The organism is Streptomyces sp. NPDC014801 (assembly GCF_043082085.1).
In the GTDB taxonomy this organism is placed as follows: Bacteria; Actinomycetota; Actinomycetes; order Streptomycetales; family Streptomycetaceae; genus Streptomyces.
Genome location: NZ_JBIBXG010000004.1, coordinates 338164 through 364371, shown reverse-complemented (window position 1 = coordinate 364371; position 26208 = coordinate 338164). Strand labels below are relative to the sequence as shown.

The window sequence follows — 26208 nt, the reverse complement described above, 5'->3', positions numbered from 1 at the left end:
CGTGCCGCTGGGCGCGGGTCAGAATCTACGCGCGTTATCTACGCGCGTCGTTGTCCCGTTCCACGAGGACGCTGAGCGAGGAGAGACAGGCCATGGCGTTGAACCGCCGGAAGTTTCTGGAGAAGTCCGCCGCGACCGGAGCGGGGGTGGCCGTCGCGAGCGCGGTGGCGGCTCCGGCCGCGCAGGCGGCGCCGGCCGAGCGGCCCGGCGGGCACGAGAAGCGGTACGCGCTGACCGTCATGGGGACGACGGACCTGCACGGGCACGTCTTCAACTGGGACTACTTCAAGGACGCGGAGTACGCCGACAAGGCGGGCAACGCCATGGGCCTGGCGCGGATCTCGACGCTGGTGAACCAGGTCCGCGCGGAGAAGGGCCGCGAGAACACGCTGCTGCTGGATGCGGGTGACACCATTCAGGGCACCCCGCTGACGTACTACTACGCGAAGGTGGACCCGATCACCGCCGCGGGCGGTCCGGTGCACCCGATGGCCGCGGCGATGAACGCGATCGGGTACGACGCGGCGGCCCTCGGCAACCACGAGTTCAACTACGGCATCGAGACGCTGCGCCGGTTCGAGGAGCAGCTGGACTTCCCGCTGCTGGGTGCGAACGCGGTGGACGCGAAGACGCTGCGGCCGGCGTTCCCGCCGTATGTCATGAAGACCTTCCGTGTGAAGGGCGCGCGGCCGGTGAAGGTGGCCGTGCTGGGGCTGACGAACCCGGGCATCGCGATCTGGGACAAGGCATACGTGCAGGGCAAGCTGGCGTTCCCGGGTCTTGAGGAGCAGGCCGCGAAGTGGGTGCCGAAGCTGCGGTCGATGGGCGCGGACGTGGTGATCGTGTCGGCGCACTCGGGTACCTCGGGGACGTCCTCGTACGGTGACCAGGTGCCGTACGTGGAGAACGCGGCGGCGAACGTGGCGCAGAAGGTGCCGGGGATCGACGCGATCCTGGTCGGGCACGCGCATCTGGAGATTCCGGAGCTGAGGGTCGTCAACGAGCAGACGGGGAAGACGGTCGTGCTGTCGGAGCCGCTGTGCTTCGCGGAGCGGCTGACGCTGTTCGACATCGAGCTGGTGTTCCGCCGGGGCTGCTGGGAGGTGGAGTCGGTCGCGGCGTCGCTGCGCGACTCCAAGACGGTGGCGGACGACCCGCGGATCACGCAGCTGCTGGAGCAGCAGCACGCGAAGGTGGTGGCGTACGTCAACCAGGTGGTCGGCAAGGCGACGGCGACGCTGACGACGGTGGACGCCCGTTACACGGACGCGCCGATCATCGACCTGATCACGAAGGTGCAGGAGGACGTGGTCAAGGCGGCGCTGGCGGGCACGCAGTACGCGTCGCTGCCGGTGATCGCGCAGGCGTCGCCGTTCTCGCGGACGTCGCAGATCCCGGCGGGCGATGTGACGATCCGGGACCTGTCGAGTCTGTACGTGTACGACAACACGCTGGTCGCGAAGCTGATGACGGGTGCGCAGCTGCGGGCGTACCTGGAGTACTCGGCGGAGTACTTCGTGCAGACGGCGCCGGGCGCGGTGGTCGACGTGGAGAAGCTGACGAACGCGAACGGCCGCCCGGACTACAACTACGACTATGTGTCGGGTCTGCGCTACGACATCGACATCGCGCAGCCGGCCGGGTCGCGGATCAAGAACCTGACGTTCGGCGGTGCGCCGCTGGACGACGCGCAGCAGTTCGTGCTGGCGGTGAACAACTACCGGGCGAACGGGGGCGGTGCGTTCCCGTTCGTGGCGTCGGCGAAGGAGCTGTGGTCGGAGTCGACGGAGATCCGCACGCGGATCGCGGAGTGGGTGACGGCGAAGGGGGTGCTGGACCCGAAGGACTTCGCGTCGGTGGACTGGAAGCTGACGCGCGACGGGGTGCCGGTCTTCTGACGGGTCCGTCTCGCACAGGGTCCGGCAGGGGTCGGACGGCGGCGCCGGCGAGGGCTTCCTCGCCGGCGCCGCCGTTTCGGGCCGCGGTTCAGCGTCCGTCGACGAGCGGGGTGAGGTGCTCGGGCGGGCGGCGGCCGGAGGGCAGCCGCTCGGAGCGCTGCAGCCCGAAGGTGGTGAAGGCGGTGCGGGACGGCAGGGGGTAGGTCTCCTTGCCGGTGAGGGAGTTGAGGATGGTCGCGCTGCGCCAGGCGGCGAGGCCGAGGTCGGGGGCGCCGACGCCGTGGGTGTGGCGTTCGGCGTTCTGCACGTAGACGGAGCCGGTGACGGAGGGGTCGAGGACGAGGCGGAAGTGCTCGTCGACGCGGGGGCGTTCGGAGCTGTCGCGGCGCAGGTAGGGGTCCAGGCCGGCGAGCAGCCGGTCCAGGGGGCGTTCGCGGTAGCCGGTGGCGAGGACGACGGCGTCGGTGGTGAGGCGGGTGCGGGTGCCCTGCTGGATGTGTTCGAGGTGGAGTTCGACCTTGGTGGTGGCGAGGCGGCCGGCGGTGCGTACGCGGACGCCGGGGGTGAGGACGGCGTCGGGCCAGCCGCCGTCGAGGGTGCGGCGGTAGAGCTCGTCGTGGATGGCGGCGAGGGTGTCGGCGCCGATGCCCTTGTGGAGTTGCCACTGGGCGGCGACGAGCTGGTCGCGGACGGGTTCGGCGAGGGCGTGGAAGTAGCGGGTGTAGTCGGGGGTGAAGTGTTCCAGGCCGAGCTTGGAGTACTCCATGGGGGCGAAGGCCTCGGTGCGGCCGATCCAGGTGAGCCGTTCCCGGCCGGCGGGGCGGTGGCGGAGCAGGTCGAGGAAGACCTCGGCGCCGGACTGGCCGGAGCCGACGACGGTGATGTGCTCGGCGGCGAGGAGGCGTTCGCGGTGGCCGAGGTAGTCGGCGGCGTGGACGACGGGTACGCCGGGGGCGTCGGCGAGGGGCCGGAGCGGTTCGGGGACGTGGGGTTCGGTGCCGACGCCGAGGACGATGTTGCGGGTGTGGGTGCGGCCGAGGGCCTCGGCCTCCCCGTCGGCGTCGAGCTGGGTGTAGTCGACCTCGAAGACCTCGCGTTCGGGGTTCCAGCGGACGGCGTCGACCTGGTGGCGGAAGTGCAGTCCGGGGAGGTTCGCCGCGACCCAGCGGCAGTAGGCGTCGTATTCGGCGCGCTGGATGTGGAAGCGCTCGGCGAAGTAGAAGGGGAACAGCCGGTCGCGGGCCTTGAGGTGGTTGAGGAAGGTCCAGCGGCTGGCGGGGTCGACGAGGGTGACCAGGTCGGCGAGGAAGGGCACTTGGAGCGTGGTGCCGTCCAGGAGCAGCCCGGGGTGCCAGTCGAAGCCGGGGCGCTGTTCGTAGAAGGCGGTGTCGAGTTCGGCGAGCGGCTGGGCGAGGGCGGCGAGGGAGAGGTTGCAGGGGCCGATGCCGATGCCGACGAGGTCGCGGGGGGTGTCGGGCGCGGTGGGGGGCGGGGTCATCGGGGAGTGGTTCCTTCCACGAGTGCGTCCTGGACGAGGGTGAGGAGGGCGGCCAGGTCGCCGGTGCGGGTGCAGGGGTTGAGGAGGGTGGCCTTCAGCCAGAGGCGGCCGTCGAGGCTGGCGCGGCCGAGGACGGCGCGGCCCTCGGTGAGGAGGGCACGGCGCAGGGCGGCGACGGCCTCGTCGGGGGCGCCGGCGGGGCGGAAGAGGACGGTGCTGAGGGTGGGGGTGTCGTGGAGCTCGAAGGCGGGGTGGTCCTTGACCAGGGCGGCGAGTTCCTGGGCGAGGTCGAGGACCCGGTCGACGAGGGCGCCGACGCCGCGCCGGCCGAGGGTGGTGAGGGTGGCGGCGATCTTCAGTACGTCGGGGCGGCGGGTGGTGTGCAGGGAGCGGCCGAGGAGGTCGGGCAGGCCGGCGTCGGTGTCGTCGTCGGCGTTGAGGTAGTCGGCGCGCTGGCCGAGGGCGGCGAGGTCGGCGGCGTCGCGGACGGCGAGGACACCGGCGGGGACCGGCTGCCAGCCGAGTTTGTGCAGGTCGAGGGTGACGGTGTGGGCGGCGTCGAGCCCGGCGAGCGCGGGGCGGTGGCGGTCGCTGAAGAGGAGTCCGCCCCCGTAGGCGGCGTCGATGTGCAGGCGGGCGCCGTGGGCCGCGCAGCGGGCGGCGATGTCGGGCAGCGGGTCGATGAGGCCGGCGTCGGTGGTGCCGGCGGTGGCGGCGACGAGGTGGGGGCCGGGGACGTGGGTGAGGGCCTCGTCGAGGGCGGCGGGGTCGAGGGTGCCGCCGGGGGCGGGCACGATCACGGGGTCGGGCAGGCCGAGGAGCCAGGCGGCGCGGGCCAGGGAGTGGTGGGCGTTGGCCCCGGTGACCAGGCGCAGACCCGCGCCGTGCCGTTCGCGGGCCAGGAGCAGGGCGAGCTGGTTGGACTCGGTGCCGCCGCTGGTGAAGAGCGCGTCGGCGGTGCCCGCGAGCCGGGCGAGCGCCTGCGTGACGAGGGCTTCGAGGGCGGAGGCGGCGGGGCCCTGGTCCCAGGATTCGAGGGAGGGGTTGAGGGCGGAGGCGGCGAGGTCGGCGGCGGTGGCGACCGCGAGGGGCGGGCAGTGCAGGTGGGCGGCGCACAGCGGGTGGGCGGGGTCGGCGGCGCCGGCGGCGAGGGCGGTGACCAGCGCGCGCAGGGCGCCGGGGTCGCCGTCCTCGGGCAGGACGTCTGTGATGGCCTCGCGCAGGCGTACGGCGACCTGGCCGGGTCCGCCGGCGGGCAGCGGGCCGCCGCGGGCGCGGGTGCCGTCGTGCAGGGCGTCGAGGACGGTGTCGAGCAGGGGACGCAGGGCGCCGGGGCCTTCGGGCCCCGAGGCGAGGGGCGGCGTGCTCATGGGATCCTCCGGGCGGCCGCGGGACGGGGTTCCAGCGTGTACGCACGGAATGCGGGCGCGCCCGGATGTCCAACGATCGCGACCCCAAAGGGGGTACGTCCTTGCGGGGGCGGCGTGCCGGGAGGTAGGGGCGGTGTCCCGCGGCCGGGAGGAGCGGCCGGGGCCGAGGGCCTGTCCGGCCCCGGCGTGGACGGGCCGGGGTGGACGGGAAGGGGCGGCCGGGAAGGGGCGGCCGGCAAGGGTGGCCGGCCAGGGTCGGACAGGCCCTGAGGGATCAGTTCCGGAAGTCGGCGGTGTGGTCGGCGGCCCAGTCGGCGAAGGTGCGGGCGGGGCTGCCGGTGATCTTCTCGACCGTGGGGGTGATCTCCTGCGGGGTGCCGACGGTCTCGGCGAAGGTCTGCAGCAGCCGGTCGAGCATCTGCGGCGGTACGTGCGGGAAGAGTTCGGCGCGCGCCTGTTCGGCCGGGATTTCCACGAAGCGCAGGTCGCGGCCGAGGGCGTGGCCGAGGGCGGCGATCTGCCCGGCGTTGGTGATCTCCTCGGCGCCGGTGAGGCGGTACACGGCGCCCTCGTGGCCGTCGTCGAGGAGGGCGCGTTCGGCGACGGCGGCGATGTCGTCCTCGTGGATGGGCACGCTGCGCCCCTCGGCGAAGACACCGCGGACCTCGGTGCGGCCGGCGCGGATCTGCGGCGCGTACTGCAGCGCGTTGGCGGCGAAGGCGCCCGGCCGCAGGAAGGTCCACTCCAGGTCGCTCTCGCGCAGCTGCTCCTCGACGCGCGCGTGCATGACGTGGATGGGGTGGGTGGGGTCGTCGGCGCCCTCCTGGATGATGGCGGAGGACAGCAGCACGACGTGGCGGACGCCGGCGGCGCGGATCGCGGGCAGCAGCTCCGCGGACTGGGCGTAGAGGAAGACCCGGCTGACGCCGTCGAACAGGGCGGCGGGGTCGCCCTGGCCGACGGCGGCGACCTCGGCGCCCTCGGGCAGGCCGGCCCGCGCCGGGTCGCGGGTGAGGGCCCGCACGGGGGCGCCGGCGGCGAGCAGGCGGTGGACGAGGGCACGGCCGACGTTGCCGGTGGCGCCGGTGACTGCGATCACGGTGTCTCCTGACATGGAGGGGTGGTTCCGCTTACTGCTGGTGCGAGCCTAGAAGCAGTGATCGGCCCCGCGCATCGTCGTCAGGGAGCAGCCACCGGCTGCCGTGCCCTACGCCTGTGGTCCTACTCCCCCGCCTCCCCGCGCACCCGCAACGCCCGGGCCAGGTCGTCGAGTTGGTCGGCGAGCTTGCGGCGCAGGGCGGGGATGGGGTCGGCGTCGCGCAGGCACTCCTCGCCCAGGCGCAGGGTGTGGGCGTCGACGGCGTGCACGGGGAACGCCCAGCGGCCGGCGGCGTCGGCCATGGCGGGGCCGCGGCGGGCGGCGACGGCGACCGCGTCGGCGTAGTAGCGCTCGACGTAGGGCCGTACGAGGTCGGCCTGTTCGGGCTGCCAGAAGCCCTGGGCGGTGGCGGTGAACAGGTAGTTGGACAGGTCGTCGCCGCCGAACATGGCCTCCCACGCACGGGCTTTGGCGTCGGCCTCGGGCAGCGCGGCCCGGCAGCGGGCGGCGCCCTCCTGGCCGGTGGCGGACGGGTCCCGGTCCAGTTCGGCGGCGATGGTGGCCTCGTCGACGGCGCCGAGGACGGCGAGCCGGGTCAGCACGCGCCAGCGCAGCTCGGGGTCGAGTTCGGGGCCGCCGGGCACGGTGCCGTCGGCGAGCCAGGCGGCGATGGTGTCGGGGTGGGCGGCGGTGTCGATGTAGTGGCGTACGGCGATCAGGCGCAGGCCGGGGTGGTCGCCGTCCTCGGTGCGGCGGATGAGGTCGCGGCACAGGTCGGCAAGGGTGGCCAGGGCGGCGGGCCGCTGTCCGGGCTGGACGTAGCGGTCGGCGATCTGGCCGTGGGCGAAGGCGAGGACGCCCTGGACGAGGGCGAGGTCCCGCTCGTGCGGCAGATGGGCGCGGGCCGCCTCGAGGTAGGCGGTGGGCGGCAGTTCGCCGTCGCGGACGGCGTCGCGCAGGGCGTTCCACACGACGGCGCGGGTGAGCGCGTCGGGCAGCCCGGACAGGGCGGCGCGGACGGTGTCGAAGGAGCCGGCGTCGAAGCGGACCTTGGCGTAGGTGAGGTCGCCGTCGTTGAGGAGCAGCAGGGCGGGCTTCTTGCCGAGCGGCTGCGGCTCGGTGAGCGGGACGTCGATCTCGACGCGTTCGCGCAGCATGAGCCGGCCCTCGTCGGTGAGGTCCTGGTCGTACAGGCCGACGGCGATGCGGTGCGGGCGGCTGCCGGCGTGGTCGACGGTGAGCACGCGGTCGCCGTTGCTGCCGCTGATGCGCGGGGTGAGGGTGTCGACGCCGGTGGTGCGCAGCCAGGCCTCGGCCCAGGCGTGGACGTCGCGGTCGGTGGCGGAGGCGAGGGAGTCGATGAAGTCGGCGAGGGTGGCGTTGGCGAACCGGTGCCGGGCGAAGTGGGTGTTGATGCCGGCGAGGAAGTCCTTCTCGCCGAGCCAGGTGACGAGCTGGCGCAGCGCGGAGGCGCCCTTGGCGTAGGAGATGCCGTCGAAGTTGAGCAGCGCGGAGGCGGTGTCGGGGACGGCGTCGGGGGCGACGGGGTGGGTGGAGGGGCGCTGGTCGGCGTCGTAGCCCCAGGCCTTGCGGGTGACGCCGAACTCGACCCAGGGCTGGGTGAAGCGGGTGGCCTCCAGGGTGGTCTGGTAGCCCATGTACTCGGCGAAGGACTCGTTGAGCCAGATGTCGTCCCACCACTTGAGGGTGACGAGGTCGCCGAACCACATGTGGGCCATCTCGTGGGCGATGACCATGGCGCGGGTCTGCCGCTCGGTGTCGGTGACGGCGGAGCGGTAGACGAACTCGTCGCGGAAGGTGACCAGGCCGGGGTTCTCCATGGCGCCGGCGTTGAACTCGGGCACGAAGGCCTGGTCGTAGGAGTCGAAGGGGTAGGGCTCGGCGAACTTCTCGTGGTAGCGGTCGAAGCACGCGCGCGTGATGTCGAGGATCTCCTCGGCGTCGGCGTCGAGGTGGGGCGCGAGCGAGCGGCGGCAGTGGATGCCGAAGGGCAGGCCGCGGTGCTCGGTGCGCACCGAGTGCCAGGGGCCGGCGGCGACGGCGACGAGGTAGGTGGAGATCAGCGGCGTGGACGCGGCCTTCCAGCGGCCGTCGGCGAGCTGCTCGGTGACGCCGTTGGCGAGGACGGTCCAGCCTTCGGGCGCGGTCACCGTGAGGTCGAAGACGGCCTTGAGGTCGGGCTGGTCGAAGGCGGCGAAGACGCGCTGCACGTCCTCCATGAACAGCTGGGTGTAGACGTACGTCTCGCCGTCGCTGGGGTCGGTGAAGCGGTGCATGCCCTCGCCGGTGCGGGAGTAGCGCATGGCGGCGTGGACGCGCAGCTCGTGCTCGCCGGCGGTCAGGTTCTTCAGCGGCAGCCGGTTGCCGTCGAGGCTCTCGGGGTCGAGGGGGTGTCCGTCCAGGGTGACGGTGCGCAGCTCGGCCGGCTTCAGCTCCACGAAGGTGTCCGCGTCCGTCCGGGCGGTGAAGCGGATCAGGGTGCGGGAGTCGAAGGTCTCGTCGCCGGTCGTCAGATCGAGGTCGATCGTGTACCGGTGGACGTCGAGGAGCTGGGCACGGGTCTGCGCTTCGTCGCGCGTGAGTACGGACATGCAGGACATGCTGCCTGATGGCACCGGCATCGCACAGGGGCGGTTCGGTACGCGGCCTATGTCCCCTCGTGCGCCGGAGCCGACCGGGCGGGGCGCGGGGCGGCGGAGCCGGGCGCGGTCCCCGCGGCGGGGCCCGGGGTGGTCCTCGCGGCGGAAGCGGTCCCGGGAGCGGAAGCGGTCCCGGGGGCGGAAGCGGTCTCCGCGCGGGCGCCGGGCGCGGCCGGGGCCGGGCGGCCCGGGTCGCGCTGCTGCGGTACGCCCGTGCGCCGGCTGTCGGGATGGGGCAGCGGTGCCTGCGCCGCGCGGCCCGGGTCGTCGAGCAGGGCGCGCAGCCGGCGGACCTCCGCCTCCAGGGCGAGCCGGCGCTGGTGGCCGTCGTAGAGGTGGCGGACGTGGGTGCGCAGCGTCCAGGGGTCGACGGGGGTGCCGAGGACGGCGGCGACGTCCAGGGCGAAGGCGGCGGAGGCCAGTTCCGGGTCGGGGCTGAAGCCGGTGAGCAGGACGACGGGGATGTGCTGGGTCTGCTCCAGGCGGCGCATGTAGCGCACCACCTCCAGGGCGCCGGTGCCGGGGGTGCGCACCTGCAGCAGGAGCAGCCCGACACGGCCGCGCAGCAGCTGTTTGAGCGCCGCGTCGCCGCTGGTGGCCCGGCCCAGGCGGTAGCCGAGCGGGGCCAGGGCGCTCTCCAGGGCGTACAGGGTGCCCTGGTGGTCGTCGACGATGAGAATCTCGGCATCCGGCGGCATGGCCCGACCTCCCCTCCGGGGCGTCCAGCTTACGTCGGTGCGCTGACGCGGGGTGCCGGTCGGCTCACGGTTCGTGCACGCGGTGGCCGGATCCGTGCGCCGGGGGCGGCAGGGGCCGGTTCGCCGGGAGCGGGCAGGGGGCCGGTTCGCCGGGAGTGGCAGGGCTCAGTGCGCCGGGCGGGGCGTGGGGCCGGAGCCGGAGACGGCGGGGCCGGGCGCCGCGGCGGACGTGCCGTTCGCGGTGTCCTCGGCGATCCGCTCGTGGTGGCGGATGACCTCGGCGACGATGAAGTTCAGGAACTTCTCCGCGAACGCGGGGTCGAGTTTGGCGCTTTCGGCGAGGCCGCGCAGGCGGGCGATCTGCCGGGCCTCGCGGTCGGGGTCGGCCGGCGGGAGCTGGTGGGCGGCCTTGAGGTGGCCGACCTGCTGGGTGCACTTGAAGCGCTCGGCGAGCATGTGGACGACGGCGGCGTCGATGTTGTCGATGCTGTCGCGCAGCCGGGTGAGCTCGGCGCGGACGGCCGGGTCGACGTCACCGGTACCGGTGTTGCTGATGGTCATGGCGGTCCACCCTAGTGCGTCCGGGGTACCGCCCGACCAGCGAGGATCGGCCTTCGCCGGACGGTCGGCGGCCGGGCGGCGGCTGCGTACAGTGGAAGCGGGTTCAGGCGGCTTGGGGGTTGGGCGTGGCCAACGGCGGACCGGTCCGGCACGGCTACCCGCACCTGGAGACGGTGCGGGCCGCGATCACGGCGCTGTACAAGCGCCTGTCGTACGACACCATCCGCACGTTCGCGACGAGCGTGGCGCCGGTGGACGTGGCGTTCTGCGACACCGACGACCTGTATCTGGGGGCGCAGCGGGTGGCGCGGGAACTGGTGCGGCACTACCGGCTGCCGGACGCGCGGCTGATCGTCTCCTTCCGGGAGATGACGCACGCGGCGAACATCGAACTCACCGCCGGACCCGAGTACTTCGTGGAGCTGAATGACCGGTTCCGTACGCATCGGCGGGACATCGGGGCGGCCCTGGCGCACGAGATCATGCATGTGTACCTGCACCGGCTGGATCTGGCGTTCGCGGGGACGCGGGAGAACGAGATCCTCACGGACACCGCGACGACGTACCTCGGCGCGGGCTGGCTGCTGCTGGACGCCTACCGGGAGGACGGGGCGTCGTCGCAGAAGCTGGGCTACCTCACGCCGGAGGAGTTCGGGTACGTGCTGGCGAAGCGGTCGCTGCTGTTCGGCGAGGACCCCTCGACGTGGTTCACCAGCGCGCGGGCGTACGAGGCGTATGCCGAGGGGCTCGCGCGGGCCCGCCGGGACGAGCGGCAGCCGCCGCTGACGGCGGCCGGCTGGGCGGGGCGCCGGCGGTACGCGCGCGACCGGCGCCATGCGCAGGAGGACGCGCGCGTACCGGCGGCGGACGCGGTGCCGTACCGCTTCAGCCCGGACGGGCACGGGCCGTTGCGGGTGTCGTTCCCGTGCCCGACCTGCCATCAGCGGATCAGGGTGCCGGTGCGGGGCCGGGTCCGCGCCCGGTGCTCCCTGTGCCGGACGGTGCTGGAGTGCGACACCTAAAGCCTGTGGCGAAAGTCCCTAGGCGAGGGCGACTCGCGCCTTGTGTACGGCGCCCAGGGTGCCGGGTGTGATCCGCAGCCGCAGTGAGCTTCCGGTGGCGAGGACCTGGACCGTGGGGTCGGCCGACGTCACCGCCGCGACCGGACGGTCCCAGGTGAGGTCGATGGCCGCGCCGTCGCGCAGGGGGCCGGAGACGCAGACGGTGGCGGTGCCGCCGCTCCGGCGGATCACGACGCTCGCGGGGGCGCTCGCGGTGACGTCGCCGACGGTGCCGGGCAGCCAGAAGTTGACGCCGGTGAAGCCGAGGGCCGGGGCGCACAGGCCCTGCTGGTCGCCCGTGTTGGCGAGGATCTTCAGCCGCCCGGCGTCGTCGGCGCGGGCGGCGGTCTGCCGGGCGCTCGCGCCGGGCAGGATCGCGTAGGCGTAGCCCGCGGCCGTCGGGTCGGTGCCGTGGTCGCACCACAGGGTGAGGTAGCGGCGGGTGACGGGGTCGGTGGTGCCGCCGGTGTTGATGGCGGACCAGGAGCCGGTGCGGGCCTCGCGCAGGGCCTTCACGTCGGCTCCGCCGGGGAAGAGGTAGCCGCCGAAGCCGTCCAGGTGGGCCCAGCGGGCACCGGTGAAGCCGGCGTTCCAGCCGAGGGTGGTGGGCTGGACGCGGCCGTCGACGGTGAGGGCGTGGCTGCCGCTCGCGCCGAGGTTGCGGTTGTCGACGATCGTCTCGACGCCGGTGCCGTCGCGGCCGGTGATGCCGGCGCCGAGGCAGACGATCATGTCGTCGAGGAAGAACCAGGACTTCTTGGCCTGCATCGTGGAGGACAGGCCCTTGAGGTACTGGCCGACGGCCGCGTACGTGCCGTCGGTGGCGCCGCCGACCCAGCGCACGTCGGGCCGTGCCGCGCCCCAGGCGCCGCCCTCGCCGTCGGCGAGGGGCTTGCGGGAGGCGGTGGTGCCGGGCAGCCGCATCGGGTCGACGGTGGCCCAGAAGCTGTCGCTGTACTGGCCGTTGCCGAAGGTGTCGCCCCACCAGTAGAGCATTCCGGAACCGCTGTGCCAGCCGCGCAGGTGCTCGCCGTTGCCGTTCTCGTAGTAGGTGATCCGCTTCGACGCCATGGAGACGGTCGCGGCCCATCCGGGGCGGCGGTGCACGGCCCGGTCCATGCAGGGGAAGAGGCGGTGGCCGACGGGTTCCGGGGCGGCGCTCGCACCGGAGTCGGCGATGGCCTTCAGCCGGGCGAGCTGGGCCACGCCGAGCGCGTCGCTGGCGAGCAGCGGCCGGTAGTACTCCCGGGCGATCCAGCCCTTGATCATGCTCTCCCAGCGGGTGCGCTCGCCCGGGGAGGCGCTGCGGGCGAGCAGCGCGATGCAGGCGATGATCCCGTGTCCGCGCAGGTGGTCGTCCTGGAGGACGCCGCGGGTGTCGCTCTTCTGCACGCCGCGGCTGACCGCGCGGCCGGAGACGCCGTCCATCGCCAGGCCGTTGAAGAGGAACGGCGCGTAGGCCTTCTCCACGGAGTCGAGGACGACCTGCCGGCCCGGGTCGGTGACCTCCCAGGCGGAGCCCTCCAGCAGCGCGAACAGCAGGGAGAGCCCGCCGAGCATCACGGCGCCGTAGGACCCGGCGTAGGGGACGTAGGTGTGCTGGATGAAGCTTCCGTCGGCGTAGAGGCCATCGCCGGAGGTCACGTACGGGAAGACGGGGCTGAGGGCGTCGCGGGCGAGGGCGATCTTGGCGGCGTTCTTGCCGACGACGCCGCGCAGGGCGAGGACCCGGCACAGGTCGACGCGGTTGGCGCCGGTGGAGGTGCCGGTGTACTGGGCGACCGCGCTGTCGGGGACGAAGTGGTCGACGGCGGCGGTCCAGTCGGCGATCCGGGTGGCGCCGAGGTGGTCGTACAGGTGGGCGGCGATGTCGAGGAGGGCCTGCGGGATGCCGATCTGCCAGCTCCACCAGTTGCCGTAGCGGGCCTGGCCGGCGTTGTACCCCTCGGCGTGCAGATGGTCGAGGCCGGCGAGGATCTCGCCGAGCAGGTCCGGGTCGCCGGTGAGACCGGTGCCGGGCTGGGCGTAGGCCTCCGTGAGGGTGCGCAGGCGGGTGTAGCTGGTGGTGAGGTTCCCGGAGTAGGTGTACGACTCGCTGTCGGTGTCCGGGTCGGGGTCGGCGTAGGGGAGGTCGGGCCACAGGGAGCCGGGCGCTTGCCGCATCGTGGCGCGCAGGCCGGTGGCGGTGGCGCCGAGGGCGGCGAGGCGGCCGGCGTAGGGCTCGGCGGTGGCGTCGAAGCCGGTGCCGAGCAGGAGGTCGCGCCAGGTGTGGCGGAGGGTGTCGTAGGCGTCTTCGGTGCCGCCCGCGTCCGCCGCCCGGGCCGGGGCGGCCAGGAGCAGCGGGGTGGTGGCGGCGCCGGCGAGGGCGGCGCGCAGGAGGGTGCGGCGGGTGGGACGGGGCATGGGGACGTACCTCCGAGGAGAGGACGTGACGGGGTGAAGCGGTTTCTAACACGAACGAACAGGGGTGAGCAATCAATCGCGCAAACTTCACCAGATTGATCAAATGAACAGAGGTGTTCAGAACCGATCAGGCGCGGGCTACACTCCGGGGAGGAGCAGCGACCGGTCGGGAGCCGGGGCGCGAGGGCGGACGAGGGGAGCGTCGGTTACGTGCACGCCGAGGAACGGCATCGCGAGATCCTGCGCAGGCTGCGCGAGAACGGCTCGGTCCGGGTCCGTGACGTGGCCGCGGAGCTGGGCGTCTCCTCCATCACCGTGCGCCGCGACGTGGAGGTGCTGGCCGAGCGCGGTCTGCTGGCGCGGGTGCACGGCGGCGCGGTGCTGCCGGAGACGGCCGCGGGCGCGGCCCCGGCGTCGCGGTCCGTGGGGCCGGGCGGGCGGGAACGCGTGGCCGGCCTGGTCGTGCCCGCCGCCGACTACTACTTCCCCGAGGTCATCAAGGGCGCCCGGGAGGCGGCCGCCGAGCGGGGCATCCGGCTGGTGCTGGGGATCACGCAGTACGACCCGGAGCAGGAGCGGGCGCAGGTGCGGCACCTGCTCGCCGAGGGCGTCGACGGCCTGCTGATCACTCCGTGCGGGCCGGCGGGCGAAGTGAGCGTGCCGGACGACGCCGGGGTGCCGTACGTGCTGGTGGAGCGGCGGGCCGGGGACGACGCCATCGACGCCGAACAGGTCGTCAGCGACCACGCGTACGGCGCGCGGATCGCGGTGCGGCACCTCGCGGAGGCCGGGGCCGGGCGGACGCGGATCGGGTTGCTGCTGCGGGAGGACAGCCCGCACCGGGACGCGGTGCGCGAGGGCTTCCTCGCCGGCCTGGCGGCGGTGGGGCTGGCCGGAGCGGAGTCCTCGGTGTTCCGGCTGCCGGCGCCGGGGCGGCCGGAGGAACGGGAGCGGGTGCTGCGGGAGTTCACCGAGGCCGCGGCGGCGGGACGCTTCGACGCGGCGCTCGTGCACAACGACCGGGACGCGATCGTGCTGCTGCAGCGGCTGCGCGCGGCCGGGGTGCGGGTGCCCGAGGAGGTGGCGGTCGTGGCGTACGACGACGAGGTCGCCGCGCTGGCCGACATCCCGCTGAGCGCGGTGGCCCCGCCCAAGCACGCGGTGGGGGCGGCCGCGGTCGACCTCCTCGCCCGCCGGCTGGCGGATCCCGACCGCGCACGGCACCGCGTCACGATCCTGCCGGAGCTGCGGGTACGGGAGTCCAGCGGGTAACCGTGGCCGCGGGTGCGGGAGCCGGGCGGGTGACCGGAGCCGCGGGTGCGGGAGCCCGGCGGGCGGCCGGAGCCGCGGGGTGCGGGAGCCCGGCGGGCGGCCGGAGCCGCGGGGTGCGGGAGCCCGGCGGGCGGCCGGAGCCGCGGGGTGCGAGTCCGGCGGCTGACCAGAGCCGCGGGGTGCGGGAGCCCGGTGGATGACCGGAGCCGCGGGGTGCGGGAGCCCGGCGAGCTGCCGGCGCGGGCGCGCGGACCCGCGGACGGGCTCACGCGCGCCTCCCCCGTTCGCTCCCCCTCCCCCGTTCACTCGCCCTGCCCGTTCACTCCCCCTGACCGGTCACCGCGGTCTTCGGCAGCGCCGGGGTCAGCACCGCACAGAGCACGAACGCGGCCGTCACCCACGGCATCGCCGTCGTCAGGGCCTCCGACAGCCCGTGGTCCGCGTGGCCGAAGAAGACCGTGCCGACCGCCGCCGCACCCAGCGCGCCCCCGAACTGCTGCGCCGTCGAGAAGATCCCGGACGCGCCGCCCGCGAGGTCGGCGGGGACGGCCGACAGGACCACGTTGACCAGCGGGACGACGAGGAAGCCCAGGCCGGCGCCGGACACCAGCAGCCCCGGGACCAGCGGCCACGCCCCGGTGTGCGGGGCCGAGGCGTGGGCGACGGCCACCCAGATGCCGCCGAAGCCGGCGGCCATCAGCAGCGCCCCCGCGCCCAGCACCGCCCGCCCGTACCGCGTGGCGAGGGAGTCGGCGACCGGCGCGGTCAGGAAGCCGCCGACCGAGAACGCCACCGTCACCAGCCCGGCCTGCATCGGCGTGTACCGCTCACCGGCCTGCAGCCAGATCGCGAAGACCAGGAAGAAGCCCTGCATGCCGACGGAGAAGAGGAGTTGGACGAGGACGCCGAGGGAGAACGCGGGCAGGCGGAAGGCGCGCGCCGGCAGGAGAGGGGTGATGTGGCCGGCGTGGCGGCGCGCCTCGTACACGCCCAGACCCGCGACCGCGCACACGCCCGCGGCCAGGCAGAGCCAGCCCCACAGCGGCCAGCCGTTCTCGCGGCCCTGCACCAACGGCAGGACGATCGCCACCAGACCCGCCGCGAGCAGCACACTGCCGAGGACGTCGGGGCGTCCGGCCGAGCGCTCCCTCGTGGCCGGGACCAGGAGCAGGCCGCCGAGGAAGGTGGCCACCGCGATGGGCACGTTGACCAGGAACACCGAGCGCCAGCCCCAGCCGAAGAGGTCGGCGTCGGTGAGCAGGCCGCCCAGCAGCAGCCCCACCGCGGAGGCGAAGCCCGAGACGGCGCCGTACATCCCGAAGGCCGCGCCGCGCTCCCTGCCGACGAAGAGCGTCCGGAAGGAGCCGATGACCTGCGGGACGAGGACGGCGGCGAGCACGCCCTGCACGGCTCGCGCGGCGATGAGCTGCCCCGGCGACTGGGCGAGCCCGCAGGCCAGGCTCGCGAGGCCGAAGCCGGCGGTGCCGGTGAGGAACAGGCCGCGGCGGCCGTAGCGGTCGCCGAGGTGGCCGGAGACGATCAGGGTCGCCCCGAAGCCGAGCAGGTAGGCCGAGACCAGCCATTGCAGGTCGCCGGCCGAGGCGTGCAGGTCACGGGCGATGGACGGGACGGCGACGTTGACGATCGTCACGTCGAGCAGGTCCATGAGGGCCGCGGTCGTCATCACGATGGCCGCGGCCCAGCGGCGCGGATGCGGCGCCGTGGCCGGTGCTGTGCTGGTGAGCGCCGGTGTGGACATGGGTGACTCCCCCTTTTATTTCGTTCGGACTAACGAAAGAGTTGCACGCACACGAGCTTGGTCGCAAGTCGTTCGTTCGAGCGAACTAAATTCCCGCTACGATGGCGCCATGTCGGATGGGAAGCGGACCGAGACCCTGGAGCGGCTGATGGCCGCGGGACGGGAGCACAGCGGCGTGACGGTGATGTTCCACTCGGCGATCGCCGCCAAGCAGGGACTCAACGCCACCGAGGAGAAGACCCTCGACCTGCTGGAGCGGCACGGTCCGCTGACCGCCAAGGACCTCGCGCGGCTGACCGGCCTGGCCCCCGCCTCCGTGACCGGGCTGGTGGACCGCCTCGAGGCCAAGGGGTTCGCGCGGCGCGTGAAGCACCCGACGGACAAGCGCCGGGTGCTGGTGGAGCTGGAACGCGACCGGATCGGCGATCTCGCCGAATTCTTCGAGGACTGGGCCCGCGACATCGTCGAGGTCTGCGAGGACTTCACCACCGAGGAACTCGACACCGTGGTGCGGTTCTTGACGGTGATGGCCGAGCGGCAGCGCGCGGCAGCGGCCCGGCTCACCGGGTCCTAGGTGTCCTAGGGCTCCCAGGGTGCCGGGAGCCGGCGCCGGGGGGTGGACGGGACGGCGGCGGAGGCGCCCGGGTGAAGCGCGCCGGTCAGGGGATTCGCACGATGCCCCGGGCGCGGGCCGCCGCCAGCCACTGGGGGAACTCGCCCACCAGCCGGTCGTAGAGCTCGGCGTCGGAGACCGTGCGCGGGTCCTCGCCCGCGTGGAAGAAGCCGGCGTTGTCGACCATCCGCTTGTCCGGTACGGCGAGGTCGTCGAGCCGGCGCAGGAAGTCGAACTGCTTGCTGTGCGGGTCGCCGAAGCCGACGAACTGCCAGAACAGCGGTAGCCGTGCCGCCTTGCACAGGTAGCGCTCCGCGGCGAGCTTGTTGATCGGGCCGCCGTCGGTCTGGAAGACCACCAGGGCGGGGTCCGTGGCGCCGCTGTCCAGGTAGTGGTCGATGACGGCGTCCATGGCCAGGTGGTAGCTGGTCTTGCCCATGTGCCCGAGCCCGGCCACGATCCGCTCGACGCGCCCTCGGTGGTCGGCCAGCGCGATGTCGGTGACCGCGTCGACGTCCGTGGAGAAGAAGACGACCGGGACGGTGCCGTCGTCGTCGAGGTGCGCGGACAGGGCCAGCACCCGGTCGGCGAGCGCCTGCACGCTGCCGTCCTTGTAGTACGGCTTCATGGAGCCCGAGTAGTCGACGACGAGGTAGACGGCGGCCCGCTGCCCTTGCAGCCCGTGCCCGGTGAGCGAGGCCCCGGCGGCCTTGTAGAGGCTGACCAGCGCGGGCGCGGTCTCCTCCACCTTGGTCAGACTGATCGCGGCCACGCGCGGCTCCCCCTCGGCTTCGTGGACTTCGGGTGCGAGGGTACGCCACAACCGCCCCTGACCTCCCACGAGTCACGGGCGTTCGCTATTTTGTTCGCCGCCGTCCCCACCGGCTCACCGTCCGTCCCACCACTGCAAGGAGCCGGCGTGGAACCCGAGTCCGCCGTCACCACGTGCTACCGCCATCCGAAGGTGGAGTCCTACGTCCGCTGCACCCGCTGCGAGCGCTACATCTGTCCCGACTGCATGCGCGAGGCGGCGGTCGGCCACCAGTGCGTGGAGTGCGTCAAGGAGGGCGCCCGCTCGGTGCGGCAGGCCCGCACGGTCGTGGGCGGCAAGGTCGCGGCGACGCCGGTGCTCACCTGCGTGCTGATCGGGCTCAACGTGCTCGCCTACCTCGGCGAGCTGGTGCGGCCGGAGATCGTCGACCGGTTCTCCATGCTCGGCGCCCGCCTGGTCGGCCCGGACGGCGGCCACTACGTGTACGTCGGCGGCTTCCCGGCCGGCTACCACGCCGAGGGCCTCGTGGCCGGCGAGTGGGAGCGGCTGCTCACCGGCGCCTTCCTGCACTCGCCGCCGACCGAGGGCACCTTCGGCATCGCGCACATCGTGATGAACATGCTCGCGCTGTGGCAGATCGGGCGCGTGACCGAGGCTCTGCTCGGCCGGGTCCGCTACCTCGCGCTGTATCTGCTGTCCGCGCTCGGCGGTTCGGTGCTGGAGCTGCTGATCGCCGACCCGGCGGTGGAGTCGGTGGGCGCCTCGGGCGCGATCTTCGGCCTGGGCGCGGCCTACTACGTCCTCGCCCGGCGCATGGGCGGCGACCTGCGGCAGGTCAACCGGTTCATGGGCTTCCTGCTGCTGTGGCTGCTGATCTCCGCCGGCCTGACCTCCTGGCAGGGCCACCTCGGCGGCCTGCTGACCGGCGGCCTGGTCACGCTGGCGTACGCCTACGCGCCGCGCGACGGGCGCCGCGCCCTGGTGCAGGCGGGCGCCTGTGTCGTGGTGCTGGCGCTGCTCGCCCTGTGCGCGTGGGGCAAAGTGGCGGAACTGACCTCGGCCGCCGCCTGAGCCGGGGGATGCGAGCAGGGAGACGAGAACCATGAAACGCACCGGTTGCCTGACGCTGGCCGCCCTCCCCGTCGTCGCGGTGGCGGCGTTCGCCTTCCTCGCCCCGCAGGACGGCGGCGGCTCCCCGGGCGGCGCCGCGTCCAGCGCGCAGGAGTCCCCCCGGGACGCCAAGACCCGGGCCGAGCACGGCCCTTCGCAACGCTCGGAGGACGCGGAGGTGCTCGCCGACGCGCCGCCGGGGCTGGCCGCGCCCGCCAAGAAGGAGCTGGCGCAGCGCATCGTCGCCAGCACCGAGAACTCCACGCTGAACTGGCGCGACTCCTACGGCTTCGTCGAGGACATCGGCGACGGCTGCGGATACACGGCCGGCATCATCGGCTTCTGCACCGGCACCCACGACCTGCTCAGCCTCGTCGAGCGCTACACGAAGGACCACCCGGACAACGGCCTGGCGCGCTTTCTGCCGGCGCTGCGCGCGGTGGACGGCACCGCCTCCCACGAGGGCCTGGACCCGGGCTTCACCGCGGCCTGGAAGGCGGAGGCGAAGCTGCCGGCCTTCCGCCGGGCGCAGGAGGACGAACGCGACCAGGTGTACTTCGAGCCGGCGGTGCGCCTGGCCAAGCTCGACGGCCTGGGCACGCTCGGCCAGTTCGTCTACTACGACGCGATGGTCTTCCACGGCCCGGGCGTCGACGCCGACGGCTTCTACGTGCTGCGCGAGCGCGCGATGCGGCAGGCGAAGACCCCGGCGCAGGGCGGCGACGAGAAGGCCTACCTCGGTGTCTTCCTGGACGTGCGGCGCGCGGCGATGAAGGAGCGCCGGACCACCCAGGACACCTCCCGCGTCGACACCGCCCAGCGCCGCTGGCTGGACGCCGGCAATCTGGACCTGGACACGCCGCTGGCCTGGCGGGTGTACGGGGAGACGTACCGGGTGCCGTAGCGGCCCGGAAAGGCGACGGCGCCTGCCCGAAGTCCGGTCGGGGACAGGGCAGGCGCCGTCTGTGTTCCGCACGCCGTTGTACGGGACGTCAGGGGTGGTGACCCCGAAGGGTCACCGGGTCCGTCAGACCGCGAGCGCGCGGTCCGTCGGGCGGATCGGGGCCGGCAGTTCGCTGGCCCCGGTCAGGAAGCGGTCGACGCCGCGGGCGGCCGAGCGGCCCTCCGCGATCGCCCACACGATCAGGGACTGACCGCGGCCGGCGTCACCGGCGACGAACACGCCGGGCACGTTCGTCTGGAAGTCGGCGTCGCGGGCGATGTTACCGCGTTCGTCGAGCTCCAGGCCGAACTGCTCCACCAGGCCGTTCTCCCGGTCGGTGCCGGTGAAGCCCATGGCGAGGGTGACCAGCTGGGCCGGGATCTTGCGCTCGGTGCCCGGCTTGGAGGTCAGCTTGCCGTCGACGAACTCCACCTCGCTCAGGTGCAGCCACTGGACGTTGCCGTCCTCGTCGCCCTCGAAGTGGGTGGTGGAGGCGGAGTAGATCCGCTCGCCGCCCTCCTCGTGGGCCGAGGTGACCTTGTACAGGATCGGGAAGGTCGGCCAGGGCTGGTTGACCGGGTGCCGCTCCTCGCTCGGGCGCGGCATGATCTCCAGCTGCGTGACCGAGGCCGCGCCCTGGCGGTGGGCGGTGCCCACGCAGTCGGCGCCGGTGTCGCCGCCGCCGATGACGACGACGTGCTTGCCCTCGGCCGAGATGGGGGGCGCCACGAAGTCGCCCTCCTGCACCTTGTTGGCCAGCGGCAGGTACTCCATCGCCTGGTAGATGCCCTTGAGCTCGCGGCCCGGCACGGGCAGGTCGCGGGCGGTGGTGGCGCCGACGGCCAGGACGACCGCGTCGTACCGCTTCTTCAGGTCGGTGGCCTTCAGGTCGCGGCCGATCTCGATGCCGGTCCGGAAGCGGGTGCCCTCCGCGCGCATCTGCTCGATACGGCGGTTGATGTGCCGCTTCTCCATCTTGAACTCGGGGATGCCGTAGCGCAGCAGGCCGCCGATGCGGTCGGCGCGCTCGTACACGGCCACGGTGTGGCCGGCCCGGGTCAGCTGCTGGGCGGCGGCCAGGCCCGCGGGGCCCGAGCCGACGACGGCGACGGTCTTGCCGGACAGGCGCTCGGGGATCTGCGGGACGACGTCCCCGGTCTCCCACGCCTTGTCGATGATCGAGACCTCGACGTTCTTGATGGTGACCGGCGGCTGGTTGATGCCGAGCACGCACGCCGACTCACAGGGCGCCGGGCACAGGCGGCCGGTGAATTCCGGGAAGTTGTTGGTGGCGTGCAGCCGCTCGGAGGCGGCGCCCCAGTCCTCGCGGTAGGCGTAGTCGTTCCACTCGGGGATGAGGTTCCCGAGCGGACAGCCGTTGTGGCAGAACGGGATGCCGCAGTCCATGCAGCGGCTCGCCTGCTTGGAGATGATCGGCAGCAGCGAGCCGGGGACGTAGACCTCGTTCCAGTCCTTGACGCGCTCCTCGACCGGACGGGACTTGGCGACCTCGCGGCCGTGGTTCAGAAAGCCCTTCGGGTCAGCCATTGATCGCCGCCTCCATCATCTTCTCGGTGATCTCGGTCTCGGACAGACCGGCTCGCTCGGCGGCGTCCTTGGCGGCGAGCACTGCCTTGTACGTGCTGGGGATGATCTTGCTGAAGCGCTCGACGGCGGTGTCCCACTCGGCCAGCAGCTTCTCGGCCACGGTCGAGCCGGTCTCCTCCTGGTGGCGGCGCACGACCTCGTGCAGCCACTGCTTGTCCGCCTCGTCCAGCGCCTCGATCGCGCCGAGGTTGCCGGCGTTGACGTTGTCGCGGTCCAGGTCGATGACGTACGCGACGCCACCGGACATGCCGGCCGCGAAGTTGCGGCCCGTCTCGCCGAGGACGACCGCGTGACCGCCGGTCATGTACTCGCAGCCGTGGTCGCCCACGCCCTCGGAGACGACCAGCGCGCCGGAGTTGCGGACGCAGAAGCGCTCGCCGACCTTGCCGCGCAGGAACATCTCGCCGCCCGTCGCGCCGTACCCGAGCGTGTTGCCCGCGATGACGCTGTACTCGGCGAGGTGGTCGGCGGCTCGGTCCGGGCGGACCACGATCCGGCCGCCGGACAGGCCCTTGCCGACGTAGTCGTTCGCGTCGCCCTCCAGGCGCAGCGTGATGCCGCGCGGGACGAAGGCGCCGAAGGACTGGCCGGCGGAGCCGGTGAAGGTGATGTCGATGGTGTCGTCGGGCAGGCCCGCTCCGCCGAACTTCTTCGTCACCTCGTGGCCGAGCATGGTGCCGACCGTGCGGTTGATGTTGCGGATGGCGACCTGGGCGCGCACCGGCTGGGCCTCGGTCGCGTCGTTCGCGGCCAGGGCGTCGGCGGCCAGCTTGATCAGCTCGTTGTCCAGGGCCTTCTCCAGGCCGTGGTCCTGGGCGATCAGCTGGTGGCGGACCGCGCCCTCGGGCAGGTCGGGCACGTGGAAGAGCGGCTCCAGGTCCAGGCCCTGCGCCTTCCAGTGGTCGACCGCCCGCTCGACGTCGAGCATCTCGGCGTGGCCGACGGCCTCCTCGATGGAGCGGAAGCCCAGCTCGGCCAGCAGCTCGCGGACCTCCTGCGCGATGAACTCGAAGAAGTTCACCACGAACTCGGCCTTGCCGCTGAAGCGCTCGCGCAGCACCGGGTTCTGGGTGGCGATGCCGACCGGGCAGGTGTCCAGGTGGCACACGCGCATCATCACGCAGCCGGAGACGACCAGCGGGGCGGTCGCGAAACCGAACTCCTCGGCGCCCAGCAGCGCGGCGATGACCACGTCACGGCCGGTCTTGAGCTGGCCGTCGGTCTGCACCACGATCCGGTCGCGCAGGCCGTTGAGCAGCAGCGTCTGCTGGGTCTCGGCGAGGCCGAGCTCCCAGGGGCCGCCCGCGTGCTTGAGCGAGGTGAGCGGGGAGGCACCGGTGCCGCCGTCGTGGCCGGAGATCAGCACCACGTCCGCGTGCGCCTTGGACACACCCGCCGCGACCGTGCCGACGCCGACCTCGGAGACCAGCTTCACGTGAATCCGCGCCTGCGGGTTCGCGTTCTTCAGGTCGTGGATCAGCTGCGCCAGGTCCTCGATGGAGTAGATGTCGTGGTGCGGCGGCGGGGAGATCAGGCCGACGCCCGGCGTCGAGTGACGCGTCTTGGCGACCCACGGGTAGACCTTGTGGCCGGGCAGCTGGCCGCCCTCGCCGGGCTTGGCGCCCTGGGCCATCTTGATCTGGATGTCGTCCGCGTTGACCAGGTACTCGCTCGTCACGCCGAAGCGGCCGGAGGCCACCTGCTTGATCGCCGAGCGGCGCGCCGGGTCGTACAGGCGCTCCGGGTCCTCGCCGCCCTCACCGGTGTTGGACTTGCCGCCCAGCTGGTTCATGGCGATGGCGAGGGTCTCGTGCGCCTCCTTGGAGATGGAGCCGTACGACATGGCGCCGGTGGAGAAGCGCTTGACGATCTCGGAGACCGGCTCGACCTCGTCGATCGGGATCGGGCCGCGGTCGGACTTGAAGCCGAACAGGCCGCGCAGCGTCATCAGGCGCTCGGACTGCTCGTTCACGCGCTCGGTGTACTTCTTGAAGATGTCGTAGCGGCCGGTGCGCGTGGAGTGCTGGAGGCGGAAGACCGTCTCCGGGTCGAACAGGTGCGGCTCGCCCTCGCGGCGCCACTGGTACTCGCCGCCGATCTCCAGCGCGCGGTGCGCGGGAGCGATGCCGGAGGCCGGGTAGGCCTTGGCGTGACGGGCGGCGACCTCCTGGGCGATGACGTCGATGCCGACGCCGCCGATCTTGGTGGTGGTGCCGTTGAAGTACTTCTCGACGAAGGTCTCGTCCAGGCCGACGGCCTCGAAGACCTGGGCGCCGCGGTAGGAGGCGACGGTGGAGATGCCCATCTTGGACATGACCTTCAGCACGCCCTTGCCGAGGGCGTAGATCAGGTTCTTGATCGCCTTCTCGGTCTCCAGGCCGTTCAGGAAGGTGCCCGCGCGCAGCAGGTCCTCCACCGACTCCATCGCCAGGTAGGGGTTGACGGCGGCGGCGCCGTAGCCGATGAGCAGGGCGACGTGGTGGACCTCGCGGACGTCGCCGGCCTCGACCAGCAGGCCCACGTGGGTGCGCTGCTTGGTGCGGATGAGGTGGTGGTGGACGGCCGCGGTGAGCAGCAGCGACGGGATCGGCGCGTGCTCGGCGTCGGAGTGCCGGTCCGAGAGGACGATCAGGCGGGCGCCGTTCTCGATGGCCGCGTCGGCCTCGGCGCAGATCTCGTCGATGCGCGCGGCCAGGGCCTCGCCGCCGCCGTGCACCCGGTACAGGCCGGAGAGGGTCGCGGCCTTGAAGCCGGGCATGTCGCCGTCGGCGTTGATGTGGATGAGCTTGGCCAGCTCGTCGTTGTCGATCACCGGGAAGGGCAGCACGACGGAGCGGCAGGAGGCGGCGCTGGGCTCCAGCAGGTTGCCCTGCGGGCCGAGCGAGCTGCGCAGGGAGGTGACCAGCTCCTCGCGGATCGCGTCCAGCGGCGGGTTGGTGACCTGCGCGAACAGCTGGGTGAAGTAGTCGAAGAGCAGCCGCGGGCGCTCGGAGAGGGCGGCGATCGGCGAGTCGGTGCCCATCGAGCCGATCGGCTCCGCACCCGTGCGGGCCATCGGCGCGAGGATGACGCGCAGCTCCTCCTCGGTGTAGCCGAAGGTCTGCTGGCGGCGGGTGACCGAGGCGTGGGTGTGGACGATGTGCTCGCGCTCGGGCAGGTCCGACAGCTCGATCTCGCCGGCTTCCAGCCACTCGGCGTAGGGCTGCTCGGCGGCGAGCTGCGCCTTGATCTCGTCGTCCTCGATGATGCGGTGCTCGGCGGTGTCGACGAGGAACATCTTGCCGGGCTGCAGGCGGCCCTTGCGGACGACCTTGGCCGGGTCGATGTCGAGGACGCCGACCTCGGAGCCGAGGACGACGAGGCCCTCGTCGGTGACCCAGTAGCGGCCGGGGCGCAGGCCGTTGCGGTCGAGCACGGCGCCGACCTGGGTGCCGTCGGTGAAGGTGACGCAGGCGGGGCCGTCCCAGGGCTCCATCATCGTGGAGTGGAATTGGTAGAAGGCGCGCCGGGCCGGGTCCATGGAGTCGTGGTTCTCCCACGCCTCCGGGATCATCATCAGCACCGAGTGCGGCAGGGAACGGCCGCCGAGGTGCAGCAGCTCCAGCACCTCGTCGAAGGAGGCGGAGTCGGAGGCGTCCGGGGTACAGACCGGGAAGATCCGCTCGAGGGCCTTCTCGGAGGAGCCGAACAGGTCGGAGACCAGCTGCGACTCGCGGGCGCGCATCCAGTTGCGGTTGCCCTTGACGGTGTTGATCTCACCGTTGTGGGCGACGAAGCGGTAGGGGTGCGCGAGCGGCCACGACGGGAAGGTGTTCGTGGAGAACCGGGAGTGCACGAGCGCGATCGCGGAGGCGAAGCGGCGGTCGGACAGGTCCGGGAAGAAGGGCTCCAGCTGGCCGGTGGTCAGCATGCCCTTGTAGACGATGGTCCGCGCGGACAGCGACGGGAAGTAGACGCCCGCCTCGCGCTCGGCGCGCTTGCGCAGCACGAACGCCTTGCGGTCCAGGGCGATGTCCTTGCTCGCGCCGTCGGTGACGAAGAGCTGGCGGAAGGCCGGCATGGTGGAGCGGGCGGTGGCGCCGAGCAGCTCCGGGGCGACCGGGACCTCGCGCCAGCCGAGGACGGTGAGGCCCTCGTCGGCGGCGATCGTCTCGATCTGCGAGACGGCCTCGGTGGTGCCGTCCTCCGGCAGGAAGGCGATGCCGACGGCGTAGGCGCCGGCCTCGGGCAGCTCGAATCCGGCCACCTCGCGCAGGAACGCGTCCGGCACCTGGGAGAGGATGCCCGCGCCGTCGCCCGAGTCGGGCTCGGAGCCGGTGGCACCGCGGTGCTCCAGGTTGCGCAGGACGGTGAGGGCCTGCTCGACCAGCGTGTGGGACGCCTCGCCGGTGAGGGTGGCGACGAAGCCGACGCCGCAGGCGTCGTGCTCGTTGCGGGGGTCGTACATACCCTGCGCAGCAGGGCGAGCATCCATGAACGACCAGTTCTGGCCGTTCGTGGAGTGCTGGGACGGCTGGCGCGGCGTACGCATCGGCTCTCCCGTCGTCGTCAGGTGGCATGTTTCAGGTGCCGAGGGACGACGTTGGCCCTCTGCGTGTCTCAAAATTTCGTGCAGGTTACATGATGGAGCGGTTCTCGGGAACCGGATACTCCGTTCCAGCATGCGGACGCCGCGGGGTGCGTGGGCGGGGTTGACGCAGCCCCGGGGCGGAAAGTGTGGTGGGGGACGACAGGGACAGATCGATGTCCCTCGGCCCGCTGCCGGGACGGGCGGCGTCGCACGCCCCGGAGGTGCGCCGCAGGCCTCATTGCCCACAGTGCTTACGGCTCATGCCCCGCCGTCATGCTGCTGAAACCAGCGGGTAATAGAGAACTTATGCGGT

Annotated in this window: 16 protein-coding genes and 1 pseudogene; 6 read left to right on the top strand and 11 right to left on the bottom strand. The window is 72.8% G+C overall.

From position 1 onward, the window contains the following. Positions 1 to 92: 92 nt before the first annotated feature. Positions 93 to 1898, top strand: coding sequence for a bifunctional metallophosphatase/5'-nucleotidase (locus ACF1AL_RS11090; protein WP_391778766.1), 1806 nt, complete (start codon positions 93 to 95; stop codon positions 1896 to 1898). An 88-nt stretch (positions 1899 to 1986) separates the two neighbouring features. Here ACF1AL_RS11090 and ACF1AL_RS11085 read toward each other — a convergent pair whose 3' ends face one another. The 6 genes and pseudogenes from ACF1AL_RS11085 to ACF1AL_RS11060 all read right to left on the bottom strand — a co-directional run bounded on the left by ACF1AL_RS11085 (position 1987) and on the right by ACF1AL_RS11060 (position 9784). Then, a complete protein-coding gene (locus ACF1AL_RS11085) occupies positions 1987 to 3396 on the bottom strand; it encodes a lysine N(6)-hydroxylase/L-ornithine N(5)-oxygenase family protein (RefSeq protein ID WP_391825813.1) in 1410 nt (469 codons plus the stop codon). Then, positions 3393 to 4766 (bottom strand): pyridoxal phosphate-dependent decarboxylase family protein, encoded by a 1374-nt coding sequence (locus ACF1AL_RS11080; protein ID WP_391825812.1) that lies wholly within the window; start codon positions 4764 to 4766, stop codon positions 3393 to 3395. Before ACF1AL_RS11080 ends, ACF1AL_RS11085 begins: the two co-directional genes overlap by 4 nt. Before the next feature lie 274 nt (positions 4767 to 5040). Further along, positions 5041 to 5865, bottom strand: a complete 825-nt coding sequence (locus ACF1AL_RS11075; protein WP_391697447.1) for an NmrA family NAD(P)-binding protein — start codon at positions 5863 to 5865, stop codon at positions 5041 to 5043. A 122-nt stretch (positions 5866 to 5987) separates the two neighbouring features. After that, complete coding sequence (gene pepN / locus ACF1AL_RS11070) at positions 5988 to 8477, bottom strand: aminopeptidase N (RefSeq protein ID WP_391697450.1); 2490 nt, start codon at positions 8475 to 8477, stop codon at positions 5988 to 5990. Between the two features lie 209 nt (positions 8478 to 8686). Beyond that, positions 8687 to 9223: pseudogene (locus tag ACF1AL_RS11065) on the bottom strand (two-component system response regulator); the annotation flags it as partial. Positions 9224 to 9388: 165 nt separating this feature from the next. After that, positions 9389 to 9784, bottom strand: a complete 396-nt coding sequence (locus ACF1AL_RS11060) for a chorismate mutase (RefSeq protein WP_391697452.1) — start codon at positions 9782 to 9784, stop codon at positions 9389 to 9391. A gap of 125 nt (positions 9785 to 9909) precedes the next feature. Between ACF1AL_RS11060 and ACF1AL_RS11055 the strand changes: the two genes are divergently transcribed. Further along, complete coding sequence (locus ACF1AL_RS11055) at positions 9910 to 10806, top strand: hypothetical protein (protein WP_366835858.1); 897 nt, start codon at positions 9910 to 9912, stop codon at positions 10804 to 10806. An 18-nt stretch (positions 10807 to 10824) separates the two neighbouring features. On the opposite strand, the gene ACF1AL_RS11050 is transcribed toward ACF1AL_RS11055, so the two are convergent. Next, entirely contained in the window at positions 10825 to 13248 is a 2424-nt protein-coding gene (locus ACF1AL_RS11050) for a polysaccharide lyase 8 family protein (RefSeq protein WP_391697455.1), read from the bottom strand. 210 nt (positions 13249 to 13458) lie between these two features. Here ACF1AL_RS11050 and ACF1AL_RS11045 point away from each other — a divergent pair, with 210 nt between their 5' ends. Then, positions 13459 to 14520, top strand: coding sequence for a LacI family DNA-binding transcriptional regulator (locus ACF1AL_RS11045; RefSeq protein WP_391820603.1), 1062 nt, complete (start codon positions 13459 to 13461; stop codon positions 14518 to 14520). 319 nt (positions 14521 to 14839) lie between these two features. Here the strand turns inward: ACF1AL_RS11045 and ACF1AL_RS11040 are convergent, their stop codons facing one another. Beyond that, a complete protein-coding gene (locus tag ACF1AL_RS11040; protein ID WP_391825811.1) occupies positions 14840 to 16279 on the bottom strand; it encodes an MFS transporter in 1440 nt (479 codons plus the stop codon). Between the two features lie 109 nt (positions 16280 to 16388). On the opposite strand from ACF1AL_RS11040, the gene ACF1AL_RS11035 reads away from it, so the two are divergent. Next, positions 16389 to 16853, top strand: a complete 465-nt coding sequence (locus ACF1AL_RS11035) for a MarR family winged helix-turn-helix transcriptional regulator (RefSeq protein ID WP_391778774.1) — start codon at positions 16389 to 16391, stop codon at positions 16851 to 16853. 85 nt (positions 16854 to 16938) lie between these two features. Here the strand turns inward: ACF1AL_RS11035 and ACF1AL_RS11030 are convergent, their stop codons facing one another. Then, a complete protein-coding gene (locus ACF1AL_RS11030) occupies positions 16939 to 17664 on the bottom strand; it encodes a vWA domain-containing protein (protein ID WP_391825810.1) in 726 nt (241 codons plus the stop codon). 147 nt (positions 17665 to 17811) lie between these two features. Here ACF1AL_RS11030 and ACF1AL_RS11025 point away from each other — a divergent pair, with 147 nt between their 5' ends. Further along, positions 17812 to 18735: a rhomboid family intramembrane serine protease gene (locus ACF1AL_RS11025; protein WP_391697463.1), complete on the top strand. Its 924-nt coding sequence runs from the start codon at positions 17812 to 17814 to the stop codon at positions 18733 to 18735. Positions 18736 to 18766: 31 nt separating this feature from the next. Then, positions 18767 to 19678 carry a chitosanase gene (locus ACF1AL_RS11020; RefSeq protein ID WP_391825809.1) on the top strand — a complete coding sequence of 304 codons (912 nt, stop codon included), beginning with the start codon at positions 18767 to 18769 and terminating at the stop codon, positions 19676 to 19678. A 123-nt stretch (positions 19679 to 19801) separates the two neighbouring features. Here ACF1AL_RS11020 and ACF1AL_RS11015 read toward each other — a convergent pair whose 3' ends face one another. Together ACF1AL_RS11015 and gltB are read right to left on the bottom strand one after the other, a co-directional pair. After that, positions 19802 to 21265 carry a glutamate synthase subunit beta gene (locus ACF1AL_RS11015; RefSeq protein WP_366835866.1) on the bottom strand — a complete coding sequence of 488 codons (1464 nt, stop codon included), beginning with the start codon at positions 21263 to 21265 and terminating at the stop codon, positions 19802 to 19804. Then, a complete protein-coding gene (gene gltB / locus ACF1AL_RS11010) occupies positions 21258 to 25856 on the bottom strand; it encodes a glutamate synthase large subunit (protein WP_391697471.1) in 4599 nt (1532 codons plus the stop codon). The genes ACF1AL_RS11015 and gltB overlap by 8 nt, the downstream gene beginning before the upstream one ends. Positions 25857 to 26208: the final 352 nt, after the last annotated feature.